General features: G+C 70.6%; 17 protein-coding genes. 10 read left to right on the forward strand and 7 right to left on the reverse strand.

What is annotated here, in order from left to right; translation table 11 throughout:
• Position 1: 1 nt before the first annotated feature.
• Positions 2-2,056 carry a transketolase gene (tkt, locus tag DMB66_RS05705; RefSeq protein WP_233624348.1) on the reverse strand — a complete coding sequence of 685 codons (2,055 nt, stop codon included), beginning with the start codon at positions 2,054-2,056 and terminating at the stop codon, positions 2-4.
• A gap of 333 nt (positions 2,057-2,389) precedes the next feature.
• On the opposite strand from tkt, the gene DMB66_RS05710 reads away from it, so the two are divergent.
• Together DMB66_RS05710 and DMB66_RS05715 are read left to right on the forward strand one after the other, a co-directional pair.
• On the forward strand, positions 2,390-3,352 hold the full coding sequence (locus DMB66_RS05710; protein WP_370318336.1) for a heme o synthase: 963 nt from the start codon (positions 2,390-2,392) through the stop codon (positions 3,350-3,352).
• A gap of 228 nt (positions 3,353-3,580) precedes the next feature.
• Positions 3,581-3,877, forward strand: a complete 297-nt coding sequence (locus tag DMB66_RS05715; protein WP_125802950.1) for a hypothetical protein — start codon at positions 3,581-3,583, stop codon at positions 3,875-3,877.
• Positions 3,878-4,438: 561 nt separating this feature from the next.
• Here the strand turns inward: DMB66_RS05715 and DMB66_RS05720 are convergent.
• Positions 4,439-5,392: a heme A synthase gene (locus tag DMB66_RS05720; RefSeq protein ID WP_125802951.1), complete on the reverse strand. Its 954-nt coding sequence runs from the start codon at positions 5,390-5,392 to the stop codon at positions 4,439-4,441.
• 140 nt (positions 5,393-5,532) lie between these two features.
• On the opposite strand from DMB66_RS05720, the gene DMB66_RS05725 reads away from it, so the two are divergent.
• The 8 genes from DMB66_RS05725 (at position 5,533) to DMB66_RS05760 (ending at position 12,187) form a co-directional block, all read left to right on the forward strand.
• Positions 5,533-6,270 (forward strand): metalloregulator ArsR/SmtB family transcription factor, encoded by a 738-nt coding sequence (locus tag DMB66_RS05725; protein WP_125802952.1) that lies wholly within the window; start codon positions 5,533-5,535, stop codon positions 6,268-6,270.
• Positions 6,267-7,700 (forward strand): Fe-S cluster assembly protein SufB, encoded by a 1,434-nt coding sequence (sufB, locus tag DMB66_RS05730; RefSeq protein WP_125802953.1) that lies wholly within the window; start codon positions 6,267-6,269, stop codon positions 7,698-7,700. Before DMB66_RS05725 ends, sufB begins: the two co-directional genes overlap by 4 nt.
• A 64-nt stretch (positions 7,701-7,764) precedes the next feature.
• Positions 7,765-8,898 carry a Fe-S cluster assembly protein SufD gene (gene sufD / locus DMB66_RS05735; protein ID WP_125802954.1) on the forward strand — a complete coding sequence of 378 codons (1,134 nt, stop codon included), beginning with the start codon at positions 7,765-7,767 and terminating at the stop codon, positions 8,896-8,898.
• Positions 8,895-9,227 carry a non-heme iron oxygenase ferredoxin subunit gene (locus DMB66_RS05740; protein WP_125802955.1) on the forward strand — a complete coding sequence of 111 codons (333 nt, stop codon included), beginning with the start codon at positions 8,895-8,897 and terminating at the stop codon, positions 9,225-9,227. Before sufD ends, DMB66_RS05740 begins: the two co-directional genes overlap by 4 nt.
• Entirely contained in the window at positions 9,224-9,988 is a 765-nt protein-coding gene (sufC, locus tag DMB66_RS05745) for a Fe-S cluster assembly ATPase SufC (RefSeq protein ID WP_125802956.1), read from the forward strand. The genes DMB66_RS05740 and sufC overlap by 4 nt, the downstream gene beginning before the upstream one ends.
• A 17-nt stretch (positions 9,989-10,005) precedes the next feature.
• Positions 10,006-11,235 carry a cysteine desulfurase gene (locus tag DMB66_RS05750; protein WP_125802957.1) on the forward strand — a complete coding sequence of 410 codons (1,230 nt, stop codon included), beginning with the start codon at positions 10,006-10,008 and terminating at the stop codon, positions 11,233-11,235.
• Positions 11,232-11,693 carry a Fe-S cluster assembly sulfur transfer protein SufU gene (gene sufU, locus DMB66_RS05755; protein WP_125803155.1) on the forward strand — a complete coding sequence of 154 codons (462 nt, stop codon included), beginning with the start codon at positions 11,232-11,234 and terminating at the stop codon, positions 11,691-11,693. The genes DMB66_RS05750 and sufU overlap by 4 nt, the downstream gene beginning before the upstream one ends.
• Positions 11,690-12,187 (forward strand): metal-sulfur cluster assembly factor, encoded by a 498-nt coding sequence (locus DMB66_RS05760; protein WP_125802958.1) that lies wholly within the window; start codon positions 11,690-11,692, stop codon positions 12,185-12,187. The genes sufU and DMB66_RS05760 overlap by 4 nt, the downstream gene beginning before the upstream one ends.
• A gap of 94 nt (positions 12,188-12,281) precedes the next feature.
• Here DMB66_RS05760 and DMB66_RS05765 read toward each other — a convergent pair whose 3' ends face one another.
• From DMB66_RS05765 to DMB66_RS05785, 5 genes are read right to left on the reverse strand one after another with little or no spacing between them, the layout of a single operon-like run.
• The gene (locus DMB66_RS05765) at positions 12,282-13,019 is read right to left on the reverse strand and encodes an SDR family NAD(P)-dependent oxidoreductase (protein WP_125802959.1); all 738 of its coding nucleotides are present in this window, start codon (positions 13,017-13,019) and stop codon (positions 12,282-12,284) included.
• A gap of 5 nt (positions 13,020-13,024) precedes the next feature.
• Positions 13,025-14,038 carry a zinc-binding dehydrogenase gene (locus tag DMB66_RS05770; RefSeq protein ID WP_125802960.1) on the reverse strand — a complete coding sequence of 338 codons (1,014 nt, stop codon included), beginning with the start codon at positions 14,036-14,038 and terminating at the stop codon, positions 13,025-13,027.
• Entirely contained in the window at positions 14,038-14,880 is an 843-nt protein-coding gene (locus DMB66_RS05775; RefSeq protein ID WP_125802961.1) for a fumarylacetoacetate hydrolase family protein, read from the reverse strand. The genes DMB66_RS05770 and DMB66_RS05775 overlap by 1 nt, the downstream gene beginning before the upstream one ends.
• Positions 14,877-15,752 (reverse strand): SMP-30/gluconolactonase/LRE family protein, encoded by an 876-nt coding sequence (locus DMB66_RS05780; RefSeq protein ID WP_125802962.1) that lies wholly within the window; start codon positions 15,750-15,752, stop codon positions 14,877-14,879. The genes DMB66_RS05775 and DMB66_RS05780 overlap by 4 nt, the downstream gene beginning before the upstream one ends.
• Entirely contained in the window at positions 15,749-16,507 is a 759-nt protein-coding gene (locus DMB66_RS05785; protein ID WP_233624329.1) for an IclR family transcriptional regulator, read from the reverse strand. The genes DMB66_RS05780 and DMB66_RS05785 overlap by 4 nt, the downstream gene beginning before the upstream one ends.
• Positions 16,508-16,566: the final 59 nt, after the last annotated feature.

Raw genomic sequence — 16,566 nt, forward strand, 5'->3', positions numbered from 1 at the left:
CTCAGTTTCCGGTCGTGTGACCGGTGATTTCGCCGACCTTGGCGAGGGCGGCGTTGGCCTTGGCCACCACGTTGTCCGCGGTGAAACCGAACTGCTCGAACAGGACCCCGGCGGGGGCGCTGGCGCCGTAGTGCTCGATGGTGACCGCCTCGCCGGCGTCACCGATCAGGCGGTCCCAGCTCATCCGGATGCCGGCCTCGACCGCAACCCGCGCCTTGACCCCGCGCGGCAGGACCTGCTGCTGGTATGCGGTGTCCTGCTCGAAGAACCACTCCTGGCAGGGCATGGACACGACCCGGGTCGGGGTGCCCGCGGCCTCGAGGCGCTCCTGCGCGGTCAGGCAGATCGACAGCTCGGAACCGGTGCCGATGAGGATGACCTTCGGCTCGCCGCCGGTCGCCTCCGAGACGATGTAGCCGCCCTTGAGGGTGCCCTCGGCCGAGGCGTACTTGCCGCGGTCGATGATCGGCAGGTTCTGCCGGGAGAGGGCCAGCGCGGTCGGCCGGTCGGTGTGCTCCAGCGCGCCGCGCCAGGCCCACGCGGTCTCGTTGGCGTCCGCCGGGCGGACCACGTCGAGGCCGACGATGGCGCGCAGCGCGGTGAGCGTCTCGATCGGCTGGTGGGTCGGTCCGTCCTCGCCCAGGCCGATGGAGTCGTGCGTCCACACGTAGGTGACCGGCAGCTTCATCAGCGCGGACAGCCGCACGGCGCCCCGCATGTAGTCGCTGAACACCAGGAACGTGCCGCCGTACGGGCGGGTGCCGCCGTGCGCCACGATGCCGTTGAGGATCGAGCCCATGCCGTGCTCGCGGATGCCGAAGTGCAGCGTGCGGCCGTACTCGTGACCCGGGAACGCCTTGGTGGCGTACTCGCTCGGGATGAACGAGGGCTCGCCCTTCATCGTGGTGTTGTTGCTCTCGGCCAGGTCGGCCGAGCCGCCCCACAGCTCCGGCAGCACCGGCGCGAGCGCGTCCAGGACCTTGCCGGACGCGGCGCGGGTGGCGATGCCCTTGGCATCCGCGGCGAACTCGGGCAGCGCCGCAGCCCAGCCCTCGGGCAGCGTGCGGGTCGACAGCCGGTCGAACAGGGCCTTGCCCTCGGCGTTCTTCGCGGACCAGGCCTCGAAGGCCTTGTTCCACTCGGCGTGGGCGGCGCGACCGCGCTCGACGACCTCGCGGGCGTGCGCCAGGACCTCCTCGGCGACGGCGAACGACTCGTTCGGGTCGAAGCCGAGGACCTCCTTGGTGGCCTTGACCTCGTCGGCGCCCAGCGCGGAGCCGTGGATCTTGCCGGTGTTCTGCTTGTTCGGCGCCGGCCAGCCGATGATCGTGCGCAGCACGATGAACGTGGGGCGGTCGGTGACCTCCTGGCCCGCCTTGATCGCCGCGTACAGCGCCTCGACGTCCTCGTGGTATTCCGAGCCCTGGTCCGGGTCGCCCTTGCGCCAGTCCACGTGACGCACGTCCCAGCCGTAGGCGGCATACCGGGCGCCGACGTCCTCGTTCTTGGCGATCCGGGTGTCGTCCTCGATGGAGATCTCGTTGTCGTCGTAGATCAGCGTGAGGTTGCCGAGCTTCTGCACCCCGGCGATGGCGCTCGACTCGTGGCTCACGCCCTCCTCGATGTCGCCATCGGAGCACAGCGCGTACACGTGGTGGTCGAACAGCGAGTCACCGTCGGCGGCCGGGTCGAACAGGCCGCGCTCGCGGCGGGCGGCCATCGCCATGCCGACCGCGTTGCCGATGCCCTGTCCGAGCGGGCCGGTGGTGACCTCGACGCCGGGGGTGTGCCCGTACTCAGGGTGACCGGGGGTCAGCGATCCCCACTGGCGCAGCGCGGCCAGGTCGTCCAGCGCCAGGCCGTAGCCCGACAGGTAGAGCTGGATGTAGAGCGTGAGGCTGGAGTGGCCACAGGAGAGGACGAAGCGGTCCCGGCCGGCCCAGTGCGGGTCGGTGGGGTCATGGCGCATGACCCGGTTGAAAAGCAGGTAAGCGGCCGGCGCCAGGCTCATCGCCGTGCCGGGGTGGCCATTGCCGGATTTCTCAACGGCGTCCATGGCCAGCACCCGGACGGTGTCGACCGCCCGGCGGTCGAGGTCGGACCAGTTCAAATCGTCTTTGGCAGCCACGTCGGTTGTGCTCCTCGGGCATGGTGTGGGAACCCTTTTGACTTGACCCTATCCATTGCCGGTAAACCCTCGTCGGGGGAACGGCACAGGCCCATACGCTGAGAGCGGACAGTGAACCTTGCTGGCTGTGACGCCGTGCACCCGGGCCGGGGCGACCGGAGGGCGTCCCGGGCTGCGCGTAGTCTGATCCAGCGTGCCGGCCGGACCCCATCGGCCACGGCTGTGTCTAACGCCCTCGCCGATGCCGGAAGGTGGCTGTCCGTGAGCATGATCACCGAGCGTCCCGACCAGGGGCGGTCGCCCGGTCTTCTCGAGGCGCCGCCGCGACCGGCGGGGCGCGAGGGGGGCCGCCGCGACATCGGCGCCGTCATCAAGGCGTACGTCTCGCTGACCAAGCCGCGCATCGTCGAGCTGCTGCTGGTGACCACGGTCCCCGCGATGATGCTCGCGGCCGGCGGCTGGCCGAGCCTCTGGCTGATGGCGATCGTGCTGGTCGGCGGATCGCTGGCGGCGGGCGCGGCGAGCGCGCTCAACTGCTACATCGACCGCGACATCGACCAGCTGATGCGGCGCACCAAGCGGCGCCCGCTGCCGGCACACACGGTCACCCCCCGCGCGGCCCTGATCTTCGGGCTGGTGCTGGCGGTGGTGTCGGTCGTGCTCATGGGCGCCTTCACCAACTGGCTCGCCACGGCGATGACGGCGGGCTCCATCTTCTACTACGACGTTGTCTACACGTTGTGGCTGAAGCGGCGCACCCCGACGAACACCTTCTGGGGCGGCATCTGCGGCGCGGCCCCGGTGCTCATCGGCTGGGCCGCGGTGACGGGCTCGATCGCCCCGCTGGGCTGGGCGCTTTTTGCGGTTGTCTTCTTTTGGCAGATGCCGCACTTCTACGCGCTGGCCATCAAGTACAAGGACGATTACGCCCGCGCCGGCATCCCGATGCTGCCCGTGGTCCGCTCGGCCGGCCGGGTCAACGCCGAGATCCTGATCTTCACCGGTCTGATGCTGGTGTCGTCGCTGGCGGCGTGGCCGCTGGGCCTGGGCCCGATCTACGGCGTCACGGCGATCCTGTCGGGAGCGATCTTCCTGCTGGAGGCGCTGAAGCTGGTCCGCCGCTCGCGCCGGGGAGAGCCGCTCAAGCCGATGCGGCTGTTCCACTGGTCGTACACATACCTGACCATTCTCTTCATCGCGGTGGCGGTTGACGCACTCGTCTAGAGTGCGCCAATGCGAGGCGACATTCATGCGCGTCGCACAGAATGCCCGTTATCTGGGGTTAGGGAAGTCACTCCGGTACCCCCGTTCGATGGAACCCGATCGGTAGCGCAATTCGGGCAATATCGGTCCAAAATTGAGCCCTCGCCGGCTAAACCCGCAGGTAATTGCCATCACAAAAACGCACCGGGTGTGTTTGCCAAGCGCAGAAGTCTGCCTAGGCTGCGAGTCATGGCAGAAGGTTCCGATACGACACTGACCGCCGACATCAAGTCGTTCGCCGTCGGCCACGGCGGCGCGAAAGCGGTCATCGAGTACGTCGGCAAGCGTGGCGCCCGCATCGTCCTGGTCGGCGAGGACGGCGAGTGGACCGACCAGTTCGCCGCCGACGGCACCGACGTCGCCCGCCAGGCATGCGAAACGGCAGGCGTCGAAGTGGAGAACGCCTGGGAACGCGAACTCATGGAGCAGATGCGCCCGAGCAACGACCTGTGGCGCTCGATGTCACGACGAAGCATGGCGCGCTGACCGAAACACCGCCCGACCCCACAGACCCTCATCCACCGTAGCGACCCGGGATCTCCCGGGTCGCCCTCGTATCCGAACGCCGCTTCCCGGCCGGGCCAAGGTCGGGGTCGAGGCGAAGGTGGGGGTCAAGGCCAAGGTCTAAGGTCAAGATCAAGGTCTAGATCAAATTCTGGTCGTGCCTGGTTGCATGGCCCTGACCGTCGCTCCCGCCGAGGTCGGGCGAGGGCGGCCAATCGCCTGGCGGCTCATGAACGGCCACCCTCACCCTGCCGTGTCCGTGCATGGATCCACGTCGCCAAAACCGCGGAGCCCTCTTCCCGGCCCGCGCCCCGCGCTCGCATGGTGTCCCCTGAGCGGCCACCAGGGCACGGTTACCACCTCCTGAGCATCCGGGCCCACACCCCCGGGCTCGAACCGCATAAAAGGGTGTATATCGCACCCGGCGGTCGCGACCTTGATGCCTTCGGGTATCGAGGGCACCCGCACACACCAAGATTGACAACAGGTCGAGTTCGCCGCGTCGTTCAGGAGCTGTGGGGGCGGGAGCGCGGCGGCGGGGGGTCAGGCGACGGGGGTGGGTGCCGGTGTTGTCGCGGGTGAGGTCGCCGGGGTGGGGTCGGCCGGCTGGGGCTGGTGGTGCGGGCGTTCGCGGAGGCTCCAGAGGACGCTCAGCGTTCCTGCCCAGACCAGGCAGGCGCCGAGCATGTGGGCTCCCACCAGCAGGACCGGCAGGTTGGTGAAGTATTGGACGAAGCCGATCAGCCCCTGGCCCAGCTCGATCACGATCAGGATGCCCGCCGCCCGGATCGCCGGGCGGGGTGCCTTCGCGGCGCGCAGCGCGAACCACAGCCCCACCGACAGGCCGACCAGCAGGAAGACCAGGTCGGCGTGGGTCTGGGCGATCGTCGCCGGGTCCAGGCCGTTGCGCTTGGCGTCCTCGTCGCCCGCGTGGGGGCCGCTGCCCGTCACGATCACGCCCAGCACGATCACCGCCGCGCTGACCAGCGCCAGCAGGCGGGCCAGGGCCGGCAGCGGGGCCGGGACCAGGGTGCGGCGGGGGCGGTCGCCCTCGGCGGTTCTGCGCCACAGCGCGTACGCCAGCGCGATCAGCGCCATCGAGAGCAGGAAGTGCAGGCCGACCACCCACGGGTTCAGGTCCGTCAGCACCGTGATGCCGCCGATCACGCCCTGCCCCGGGATGCCCAGGCCGACCGCCAGCGACAGCACGATGAGTGACCGGCGCCGGGGCTTTTCCAGCAGCGCCGCGATGAAACAGGCCAGCGCGATCAGCGCCAGCACGACGCCGAGCACCCGGTTGCCGAACTCGATGACGCCGTTGACGCCCATCTCCGGGGTCGTCGTGTAGGACTCCTCGGTGCACTTGGGCCAGGTGGGGCAGCCGAGGCCCGAGCCGGTCAGGCGGACCGCCGCACCCGTGACTACCAGGCCGATGTTGGTGATCAGGGAGGCCAGGGCCAGTGGGCGCAGGGGGGTGCGATTGCTCACCCCGGGCATCGTACGCCCGAATTTGATCTTGATTGAGCGCGGTCGGTATGCGCGGTGTCCTGGATCACCGGGGCTGCGGTTTGCAGGGACTCCATGAAATACGTAACGTTGGCGTAGTGAAAAACGGAGTGTTGTCGTGGAGTGGTGGGGTGGCCGTCCCGGTCCCCGGCTTCCGCGTGCCGTCCGTCGACACCAAGTCCGCCGACGGGCGCACCCGGGACAGGGTCGCCCAGCTCCTCTTCGAAAGTGGCGCGGCCACCGCCGCCGAGCTCGGCGCGCAGTTGGGGCTCAGCTCCGCGGCCATCCGCAAGCACCTGGACGCCATGCTCGCCGACCAGCTCGTCGAGGTGCGCGAGAGCCGGCGCCAGGGCCCGCGCGGCCGGGGCCGGCCCGCCAAGGCGTTCGTGCTCACCGCGGCCGCCCGAGAGGGCTTTCCGCACTTCTACGACGGCATCGCGACCGCCGCCCTGCGGTGGATCGCCGAGACCGGCGGCCCGGAGGCGGTCACCGCCTTCGCCACCGCTCAGGTCTCCGCCCTGGAGGAGCGCTGCCGGGCCGCGCTGCTCGGGGCCGGCGACGATCCGATCGCGCGGGCGGAGGCACTCGCCGAGGCCCTGACCGCCGAGGGTTACGCTGCCAACGCGACGACGATCGCGTCCGGCGGGCAGCTGTGCCAGCACCACTGCCCGGTGGCGCACGTCGCCGCTGAGTTTCCCCAGCTGTGCGACGCCGAGACCGCGGTCATCTCGCGGCTCATCGGCACCCACGTGCAGCGCCTGGCCACCATCGCGCACGGCGACGGGGTGTGCACCACGCACATTCCTTCCCCGCCGCGCGTGCCCCGCTCTACCGAGACAACCGCCACCACTGTGAGGACAGATAAATGACCGAGCAGATCGTTCAGCCCGTCGTCACCCAGGAAGAGCACCTCGCCGCCCTGGGCAAGTACGAATACGGCTGGGCCGACATCGACACCGCCGGGGCCACCGCCCAGCGCGGCCTGTCCGAAGCGGTGGTGCGCAACATCTCCACCCTCAAGAGCGAGCCGCAGTGGATGCTCGACCTGCGGCTCAAGGGCCTGCGCCTGTTCGACCGCAAGCCCATGCCGAACTGGGGCGCCGACCTCACCGGCATCGACTTCCAGAACATCAAGTACTTCGTGCGCTCGACCGAGAAGCAGGCCGCCACCTGGGACGACCTGCCGGCCGACATCAAGAACACTTACGACAAGCTGGGCATCCCCGAGGCCGAGAAGCAGCGCCTCGTCTCCGGTGTCGCGGCTCAGTACGAGTCCGAGGTCGTCTACCACAAGATCCGTGAGGACCTCGAGGAGCAGGGCGTCCTGTTCCTGGACACCGACACCGCGCTGCGCGAGCACGAGGACATCTTCAAGGAATACTTCGGCACGGTCATCCCGGTCGGCGACAACAAGTTCGCCGCGCTGAACACCTCCGTGTGGTCCGGTGGCTCCTTCATCTACGTGCCGAAGGGTGTGCACGTCGACATCCCGCTGCAGGCCTACTTCCGGATCAACACCGAGAACATGGGCCAGTTCGAGCGGACGCTGATCATCGTCGACGAGGGCGCCTACATCCACTACGTGGAGGGCTGCACCGCCCCGATCTACTCGTCCGACTCGCTGCACAGCGCGGTCGTCGAGATCATCGTGAAGAAGAACGCCCGCTGCCGGTACACGACCATCCAGAACTGGTCGAACAACGTGTACAACCTGGTCACCAAGCGCGCCACCTGCGAAGAGGGCGCGACCATGGAGTGGGTCGACGGCAACATCGGCTCCAAGGTGACCATGAAGTACCCCGCCGTCTACATGACCGGCCCGCACGCCAAGGGCGAGGTGCTCTCGGTCGCGATGGCCGGCGAGGGCCAGCACCAGGACGCGGGCGCCAAGATGGTGCACGCCGCGCCGCACACCTCCTCGACGATCATCAGCAAGTCGATCGCCCGGGGCGGCGGCCGCACCTCGTACCGCGGCCTCGTGCAGGTCATGGAGGGCTCGCACCACAGCGCCAGCACGGTCAAGTGCGACGCGCTGCTGGTCGACACCATCTCCCGCTCGGACACGTACCCGTACGTGGACATCCGCGAGGACGACGTGTCGATGGGCCACGAGGCCACCGTCTCCAAGATCAGCGACGACCAGCTCTTCTACCTGATGAGCCGGGGCCTGACCGAGGACGAGGCCATGGCGATGATCGTGCGCGGCTTCATCGAGCCGATCGCCAAGGAGCTCCCGATGGAGTACGCCCTCGAGCTCAACCGCCTCATCGAGCTCCAGATGGAAGGGGCAGTGGGCTAGCGCCCACTGCCAGGCTGGCGTCGGTCAAGCAGGCCGTGACGAAGACAACGAGATCAAGGACGAGATGACTACCGAGGCCATGGCCCCGCCGAGCACCAAGTCGCAGGTGCTGCGCTCCTTCGACGTCACCGACTTTCCGGCCGTCAACGGCCTGGAGGAGGAGTGGCGCTTCACGCCGATCAAGCGCCTGAAGGATCTGGTCACCGCGACCACGCTGACCGGCGCGGCGCCGGGCTTCGCGCCCGGCGACCTGCCGGCCGGCGTCTCGGTGACGCAGGTCGACGCGGGCAAGGTCGAGGCGGTGCTGAAGCCGTTCGACCGGATCAGCGCGCTGGCGTACGGGGCGGCGGCGAGCGTCACCCTGGTCGACGTCGCCGCTGACACGGTCGCGAGCGAGCCGGTGGTCATCCGGGTCGTCGGGCAGGGCGCCGAGGCCGCAGCCGCGCGCACCTATGTCAGGCTCGGCAACTTCGCGCAGGCCACCGTCGTCCTGGAGCAGGTCGGCACGGCGACGCTGGCCGACAACGTCGAGGTGGTCATCGGCGACGGTGCCCAGCTCACCTTCGTCACGCTCACCGAGTGGGACGCCGAGACGGTGCAGGCCCAGCACATCAAGTTCAAGGTCGGCCGGGACGCGCGGGTCACCCACGTCCAGGTCAGCCTCGGTGGCAGCCTGCTCCGGCAGTTCACCAGCGTCGAATACGCCGGCCGCGGCGGCGAGGCCGAGCTCTGGGGCCTGTACTTCGCCGACGCCGGCCAGCACATCGAGCACCGCCAGCTGGTCGACCACAGCGTGCCGGACTGCCGCAGCTACGTCGGCTACCGCGGCGCGCTGCAGGGCCGGTCGGCGCACACCGTCTGGGTCGGCGACGTGGTGATCCGCGCGGCGGCCACCGGCACGGAGACGTACGAGATCAACCGGAACCTGCTGCTCTCCGACGGCGCCCGCGCCGACTCGGTGCCGAACCTCGAGATCGAGACCGGCGAGGTGATCAGCGCGGGGCACGCCAGCGCGACCGGCCGCTTCGACGACGAGCAGCTGTTCTACCTGATGGCCCGGGGCATCCCGGAGTTCGAGGCGCGCAAGCTGGTCGTCCGCGGCTTCTTCGCCGAGCTGATCAACAAGATCCCGGTCGAGGAGCTGCGCGAGCGCCTCGGCGACGCCATCGAGGCGAGGCTGGCGAAGGCGGGCGCATGAGTTTCGAGCTAGTAGGCCCCGCCGCCGACCTGGCCAAGGGTTCGGTGATCACCGCGGAGATCGGCGGCGTGGACGTCGCGATCGTGCACGCCGACGACGACGAGTTCTACGCCGTCCGGGACGAGTGCAGCCACGCCGCGGTCGCTCTCTCCGAGGGGGAGGTCGACGGCTGCACGCTTGAGTGCTGGCTGCACGGCTCCCGCTTCGACCTGCGCACGGGTGCGCCCAGCGGCCTGCCCGCCACCGAGCCGGTGGCGACCTTCTCCGTCGAGATCCGCGACGGGGACATCTACGTTTCGACCACGCCGAGTAATGGAGTTATGCCGTGAGCACCCTCGAGATCCGCGACCTGCAGGTGTCGGTCAAGCTGCCCGAGGGCGAGCTGAAGCCGATCCTGGCCGGCGTCGACCTGACCGTGCGGGCGGGTGAGACGCACGCCATCATGGGCCCGAACGGCTCCGGCAAGTCGACCCTGGCCTACTCCATCGCCGGGCACCCGAAATACCAGATCACCGGCGGTACGGTGACCCTCGACGGCGACGACGTCCTGGCGATGACCGTCGACGAGCGGGCCCGCGCCGGCCTCTTCCTGGCCATGCAGTATCCGGTCGAGGTCCCCGGTGTCTCGGTGGCCAACTTCCTGCGTACTGCCAAGACGGCGATCGACGGCCAGGCGCCGAAGCTGCGCACCTGGGCCGGCGAGCTGCGCGGCGCCATGGAGAAGCTGCAGATGGACCCGGCGTTCGCCCAGCGCAACGTCAACGAGGGCTTCTCCGGCGGTGAGAAGAAGCGGCACGAGATCATGCAGCTCGAGCTGCTCAAGCCGAAGATCGCGATCCTCGACGAGACCGACTCCGGCCTCGACATCGACGCGCTGCGCGTCGTCAGCGAGGGCGTCAACCGGGTCCGCGAGTCCGGCGAGGCCGGCCTGCTGCTGATCACCCACTACACCCGCATCCTGCGCTACATCAAGCCGGACTTCGTGCACGTCTTCGTCGCCGGCAAGATCGTCCAGGAGGGCGGCCCGGAGCTCGCCGAGCAGCTCGAGGCCGAGGGCTACGAGCGTTACGTGGCCGGCGCGCGGGCCTGAGGATCGAGGAACCGATCATGACGTTCGACGTGGCGCGGGTGCGTGCCGACTTCCCGATCCTGGGCCGGGAGATCAACGGGCACCCGCTCGTCTACCTCGACAGCGCGAACACCTCGCAGAAACCGCGGCAGGTGCTCGACGCCATGCGCGCGCACCAGGAGCAGTACAACGGCAACGTGTCCCGCTCCGTGCACACGCTCGGCACCGAGTCCACCACGGCCTACGAGGACGCCCGCGCGAAGATCGCCGCCTTCATCGGGGCGCCCAGCCCCGACGAGGTCGTGTTCACCAAGAACTCGACCGAGGCGATCAACCTGGTGGCGTACACGTCGGCGGAACTGCTCAAGCTCGGCCCCGGCGACGAGATCGTGGTCTCCGAGATGGAGCACCACTCCAACCTCGTCCCGTGGCAGCTGCTGTGTCAGCGCACCGGCGCGACCCTGCGCTGGTTCGGCGTCACCGACGAGGGCCGGCTCGACGAGTCGACCCTTGACGAGCTGGTCAACGAGCGCACCAAGCTCGTGGCGATCGTGCACATGTCCAACATCCTGGGCACGATCAACGACCCGGCGCGGATCGTCGCCCGGGCCCACGAGGTCGGCGCGCTGGTCCTGCTCGACTGCTCCCAGTCGGTGCCGCACCTGCCCATCGACGTGGTCGGGCTGGGCGCGGATTTCATCGCGTTCACCGGCCACAAGATGCTCGGCCCGACCGGCATCGGCGTGCTGTGGGGCCGGGCCGCGCTGCTGGCGGCCATGCCGCCGTTCCTGGCCGGCGGGTCGACGATCGAGACGGTGACGATGGCGGGCACCACCTTCGCCGCGCCGCCGGCCCGCTTCGAGGGCGGCACCCCGCCGATCACCGAGGCGATCGGCCTGGGCGCCGCGGTGGATTACCTGACGGCGCTGGGCATGGCGAACGTCCACCGGCACGAGCAGGAGATCACGGCGTACGCGCTGAAGGCCCTGGCGGACGTCCCGGGCGTCCGGGTCTTCGGCCCGGCCACCCCGGAAGGCCGCGGCGGCACGGTCTCGTTCGAGGTCGAGGGTGTACACCCGCACGATGTCGGGCAGATTCTCGACGACCTCGGTGTTGAGGTCAGGGTGGGACATCACTGCGCGCGCCCGGTGTGCGCGCGGTTCGGGGTGCCGGCGATGACCCGGGCCTCGTTCTACCTCTACACGACGACCGACGAGATCGACGCCCTGGTGCGCGGTCTGGAGCGGGTGCGGAAGGTGTTCGCCTGATGATCGACCAGCTCTACCAGGACATCATCCTGGACCACTACAAGCACCCGCACGGCAAGGGCCTGCGGGCCCCGTACGGTGGCGAGGCGCACCACGTCAACCCCACGTGCGGCGACGAGGTGACCTTCCGGGTCGCCGTCGACGGCTCCACCCTGACGGACATCTCGTACGACGGCATCGGCTGCTCGATCAGCCAGGCGTCGGCGTCCGTGCTGCACGAGCTGCTGCAGGGCCGCACCGTGGCGGAGGCGGCCCCGGTGCAGGAGGCATTCGTCGCGCTCATGCAGAGCCGCGGCCAGATCGAGCCCGACGAGGAAGTGCTCGGCGACGGCGTGGCGTTCGCCGGCGTGGCGCGCTATCCGGCCCGGGTCAAATGTGCGCTGCTGCCGTGGATGGCGTTCAAGGACGCCGCGGCGCGCGCCGGTGTGGGCGTGAGCCCGGAGGTGACGGCATCATGACGGAAAAGACGCTGGAAGAGATCGCTTCGGACGCGGCGGACACCGCCGCCCCCGACGACGCGACGGCCCCGGTTGTCGCCGACGCCGATGCGGCTGCGGGCGCTGTTGTCGCCGACGCGGCCGCGGGTGGGGCCGACGCGGTGCCGGTCGCGGCCGGCACGGTCGTCTCCAAGCCGACCATCGACGACATCGAGGAGGCGATGAAGGATGTCGTCGACCCCGAGCTCGGCATCAACGTCGTTGACCTCGGCCTGGTCTACGGCGCCCACGTCGACGACGACAACGTGGTGACCCTGGACATGACGCTGACCTCGGCGGCCTGCCCGCTGACCGACGTCATCGAGGACCAGACCCGCCAGGCCCTGACCACCGGCCCGGGTGGCGGCCTGGTCAAGGACTTCCGGATCAACTGGGTGTGGCTGCCGCCGTGGGGCCCCGACAAGATCACTGACGACGGCCGGGAGCAGTTGCGCGCGCTCGGCTTCAACGTCTGAGACACCTCGGGGGTGTCCGGCGGACACCCGCCGAGCTTCGCCGAACGCCGGGTCAGCGCGCTGACCCGGCGTTTTGTTGTGCTCCGGCGGACGGTCAGCTCGGCAGGCGTACCCCGGTCATGCCGCCGTCCACCGCGAGCAGCGTGCCCGTCGTCGCGGACGCGAGCGGGCTCGCCAGATAGGCGATCGCGTGAGCGATCTCCATGACCGTGACCAACCGCCCGGTCGGTTGCCGCCCCCGCAGCGCGGCGGCCGCGGCCGCGGGATCCTCGGCAGCCTCCAGCAGCCGGGCCACCCACGGTGTGTCGGCCGTTCCTGGCACCACCGCGTTCACCCGCACCCCCTGCCGGACGTGGTCAGCGGCCATCGCCAGGGTCAGCGAAGCCACCGCACCCTTGCTCGCCGAATACAGCGCCCGCTGCGGCAGCCCGATCGGGGCCGCGATCGAGCAGGTGTTGACGATCGCGGCGCTCGGCGAGGCGAGCAGGTACGGCAGCGCCGCGCGCGACACCCGCGCGATGCCGACCACGTTGATGTTCAGCACCCGGTGCCACTCGTCGTCGCTGTTGGCGGTGATGTCGCCGACCGCGCCGATGCCGGCGTTGTTCACCAGGATGTCGATCCGGCCGAACCGCGAAGCGACCGTGGCGATCGCCGCGTCCACCGACGCGCTGTCCCCGACGTCGCCGATCACCGACAGGTCGGCGTCGTGCTCGACCAGGTCCAGGCCGGCCACCCGGGCACCGCGCTCGCGCAGCAGGGCGACGGTCGCGGCGCCGATGCCGCTGGCGCCGCCGGTGACGACGGCGGTGAGTCCGGCGAACTCGCTCATGGGTTTCAACTCCTCGGTTCGACGTGGATCTTCGGGCCGTCGCCCCAGGCGGGGTGACGCTCGCCGGCCAGCGCGGCCGCGACGTCGTCGAGGCCCACGGTGGCGGCGATCAGCGGGCGCGGGTCGACCTCACCCGTGGCGAACAGCTCGACCGTCCCGGCGAAGCCGCCCGAACCGCTGAGCACGCCGACCGCCGTGACGTCCTTGAGTGCCAGCGTCCGGGAGTCGATCAGGCTGGGCTCGCCGGCGAGCCCGACGTAGACCACCCGCCGGCCCGGCTCGACCAGCTCGGCGGCGAGCGCGGGCAGCGCGGCGCCGTTGGACGCGTCGATGACCGCGTCCCAGGCCAGGTCCGGCAGCGTCTCGGTGGTCCAGACCCGGGGGAAGCCCACCGAGGCGGCGGACGCCGGCGACTCGCTGCCGCGCCCCAGCAGGTGCACCTCGGCGCCCTGCGCGGCGGCGATCTGGGCGGTGAGCAGGCCGATCGTGCCGGGCCCGAGGACCAGCAGCCGGCCGCCCGGCGGCAGCGCCGCACCCCGGACCGCGCGCAGCGCGTTGCTGCCGGGCTCGACCAGGGCGCCGAGCGCCGCGTCGACCTGCTCGGGCAGGACCTGCAGTGCCTTCACCGGTACGGGCAGCCGCTCGGCCAGCGCCCCGGGCCAGCCGTTGCGGATGCCGATCTCGTACCGGTCGGCGCAGACGTGCTGCCGCCCGGAACGGCACCGCGCGCAGCGCCCGCAGCCGAGCATGGTGTCCCCGGTGACCCGGCGCCCGAGCCAGGCCTCGTCGACCCCGGCACCGAGGGCGCTGACCGTGCCGGACCACTCGTGGCCGATCCGCATCGGATACCGCGCCTGGCCGGTATGCAGGTAGGACATGGCGCCGCTGAAGAACTCCATGTCGGTGCCGCACACGCCGGCCCGCTCGACGTCCACCACGACCTCACCCGGCCGTGCCGAAGGCGGCTCGACGTCCTGGACCTCCGCCCGGCCCGGCCCGGTGATCACGAAGGCGCGCATCAGCGGGCGGGCACCACATGCTGGCGCTGGCTGCCCAGCCCGTCGATGCCCAGCTCGATCACGTCGCCGGGCCGCAGCCAGACCTGCGGGTCGAAGCCCATCCCGACGCCGGGCGGGGTGCCGGTGTTGATCAGGTCGCCGGGCTCCAGCACCAGGAACTGGCTCAGGTACCGGACGATCTCGTACGGGTCGAAGACCATCGTGGCGGTGTTGCCGGTCTGCCGCCGTACGCCGTTGACGTCCAGCCACATGCCCAGCGCGGACACGTCCGGGATCTCGTCCGGGGTGACCAGCCACGGCCCGGCCGGGTTGAACGTCTCGGCCGACTTGCCCTTGGACCACTGCCCGCCGCGCTCGATCTGGAACGCCCGCTCGCTGACGTCGTTGCAGACCACGTATCCGGCGATGGCGTCCCGGGCGGCGTCGCGGTCGTCCAGGTAGCTCGCCCGCCGGCCGATCACGACGCCGAGCTCGACCTCCCAGTCAAGTTTGGTCGACCCGCGCGGCTGCCGCACGTGGTCGTACGGCCCGACCAGGGTGTTCGGCGGCTTGGTGAACAGGATCGGCTCGGCCGGCACGGCCTGCCCGGTCTCGGCGGCGTGGTCGCGGTAGTTCAGCCCGATGCAGAGGATCTGGTGCGGCCGGCGGATGGGGGCGCCGACCCGCTCCCCGGCGAACCGGTGCACCTGCCCGGCCGCGATCCGCGCCTCGACGGCCTGCCGGAACTCCTGCGGCGCGGCGAAGAACAGCTCTTCGAGGTCGGCGACGTCGGCATAGGTGTCGTCGTCGACGCGGACGACGGGCCGTTCGGACCCGGCGTCGCCGATGCGCATCAGCTTCATGACTCTCCTGTTTTTGAGGGCCCGGCCCACGGGGTGACCGGGAGACCGGCGACGCCGACGTCGGCGAGGAACAGCCGGCCGGACATCGGGTACGCGGCCAGTTGGTCCGCGCCCAGACCGGCCGTGGCGGTGGTGATCAGCAGCCGGCCCAGGTCGGCGCCGACGAACGCGACGCTGGTGGTGTGCGGCGCCGGCACGGTGACGACCCCGGCGGTGCGGGCGTCCGGGGTGTAGCGGCGGACCTCGCCGGCGCCCCAGATCGCGATCCACAGGTGACCGTCGGCGTCCACGCACAGCCCGTCGGGCAGCCCGTCGGTGATCCGGAGCCACTCCCGGCGGGGTCCAGTGGCGCCGGTGGCCGCGTCGTAGGAGCGGACCCACACCACGCCCGGCACGCTGTCGACGCTGTAGAACAGGGTGCCGTCCGGGCTCCACGCGAGCCCGTTGGACAGGTTGAGGTCGTCGTCGAGCACTGTCAGCGAGCCGTCGCGCTCCCGCCGTACCAGGGTCTCGTCACCCCGGGGATCGCCCAGCGCGAGCGTGCCGACCAGGAAGTTGCCCGCCGGATCGCAGGCGCCGTCGTTCAGCCGGCGGCGGGCCCCGGCCGGCACGATCCGGGTCTCCGGCCTGGTGAGCAGCGTCTGCGCGCCGGCGACGAGCAGCTCGCCGGCGAGGGAGCAGACCACCGCGCCGACCGTCCGGTCCCGCTGCTGCGAGCCGGTCACAGCCACCCGGTCGCCGTCGAGGCGGCCCTCGTGCACCGTGCCGGCGTCGACGTCGACCCAGAGCAGCCGCTCGCGCGGCGCGTCCCAGAACGGGCCCTCGCCCAGGGTGAAGCTCTCGGCGGACGCGACCGCGGCGGTCCAGCTCATCGGGCCTGCACCGTCGCCCGGATGGCATCGACCTCGGCGACCAAGGTCGCCAGCGGCGTGCGGGAGACCGGCGCGGAGACGCTGACCGCGCCGCTGGGCCGGGTCGGCGACGTCAGGAACACCGGCACGGCGAGACAGACGATGCCGGGATCGTTCTCCTGGTCGTCGACGGCGTATCCGCGGCCCCGGATCGCGGCCAGCTCGGCGGCGAAGGCATCCGCGCTGGTCAGGGTGCGTGGCGTGCGCGGGGTCAGCGGCCGTTCGCCGACCCAGGCCGTGACGGCGGCGTCGTCGCTGAGCGCGTACGAGAGCAGCAACTTGCCGACCGCCGTGGAGTGCGCCGGATTGCGGCCGCCGATGGTGGAGCTCAGGCGCAGCGCGCCCGCGGGCGGGTCGACCTTCGCCCGGTAGACGACCGTGTGACCGTCGAGCACCGCATAGTGGGCGGTCTCGCCGTAGCGCTCGGCCAGCGTGCTCAGCACCGGGGTGATCCGCAGGTGGTCGGGGCGGGCCTCGTGGTGGGCGAACGCCAGGCGCAGGAACTCGTCGCCGAGCACATACCGGCCGTGGCCGTCGCGGGCGGCGAAGCCGAACCGGCACAGCGAGGCGAGCGCGCGGTGCACAGTGGGCTTGGGGCTGGCCACCGCCCGGGTCATCTCCTCCAGGGAGGCGCCGTCGGCGTGCCGCGCCAGCTCGGCGAGAACGGCGAGCACCCGATCCGCGCCGACCAAGGGGGGTGCGATTTCCGGGGGCACCGGCGTACCGTACCTGATATTCCAGATAAGCAACCAGCGTTCCGATTATTGGAAGTTAT

It is taken from the genome of Actinoplanes sp. ATCC 53533 (assembly GCF_003947245.1).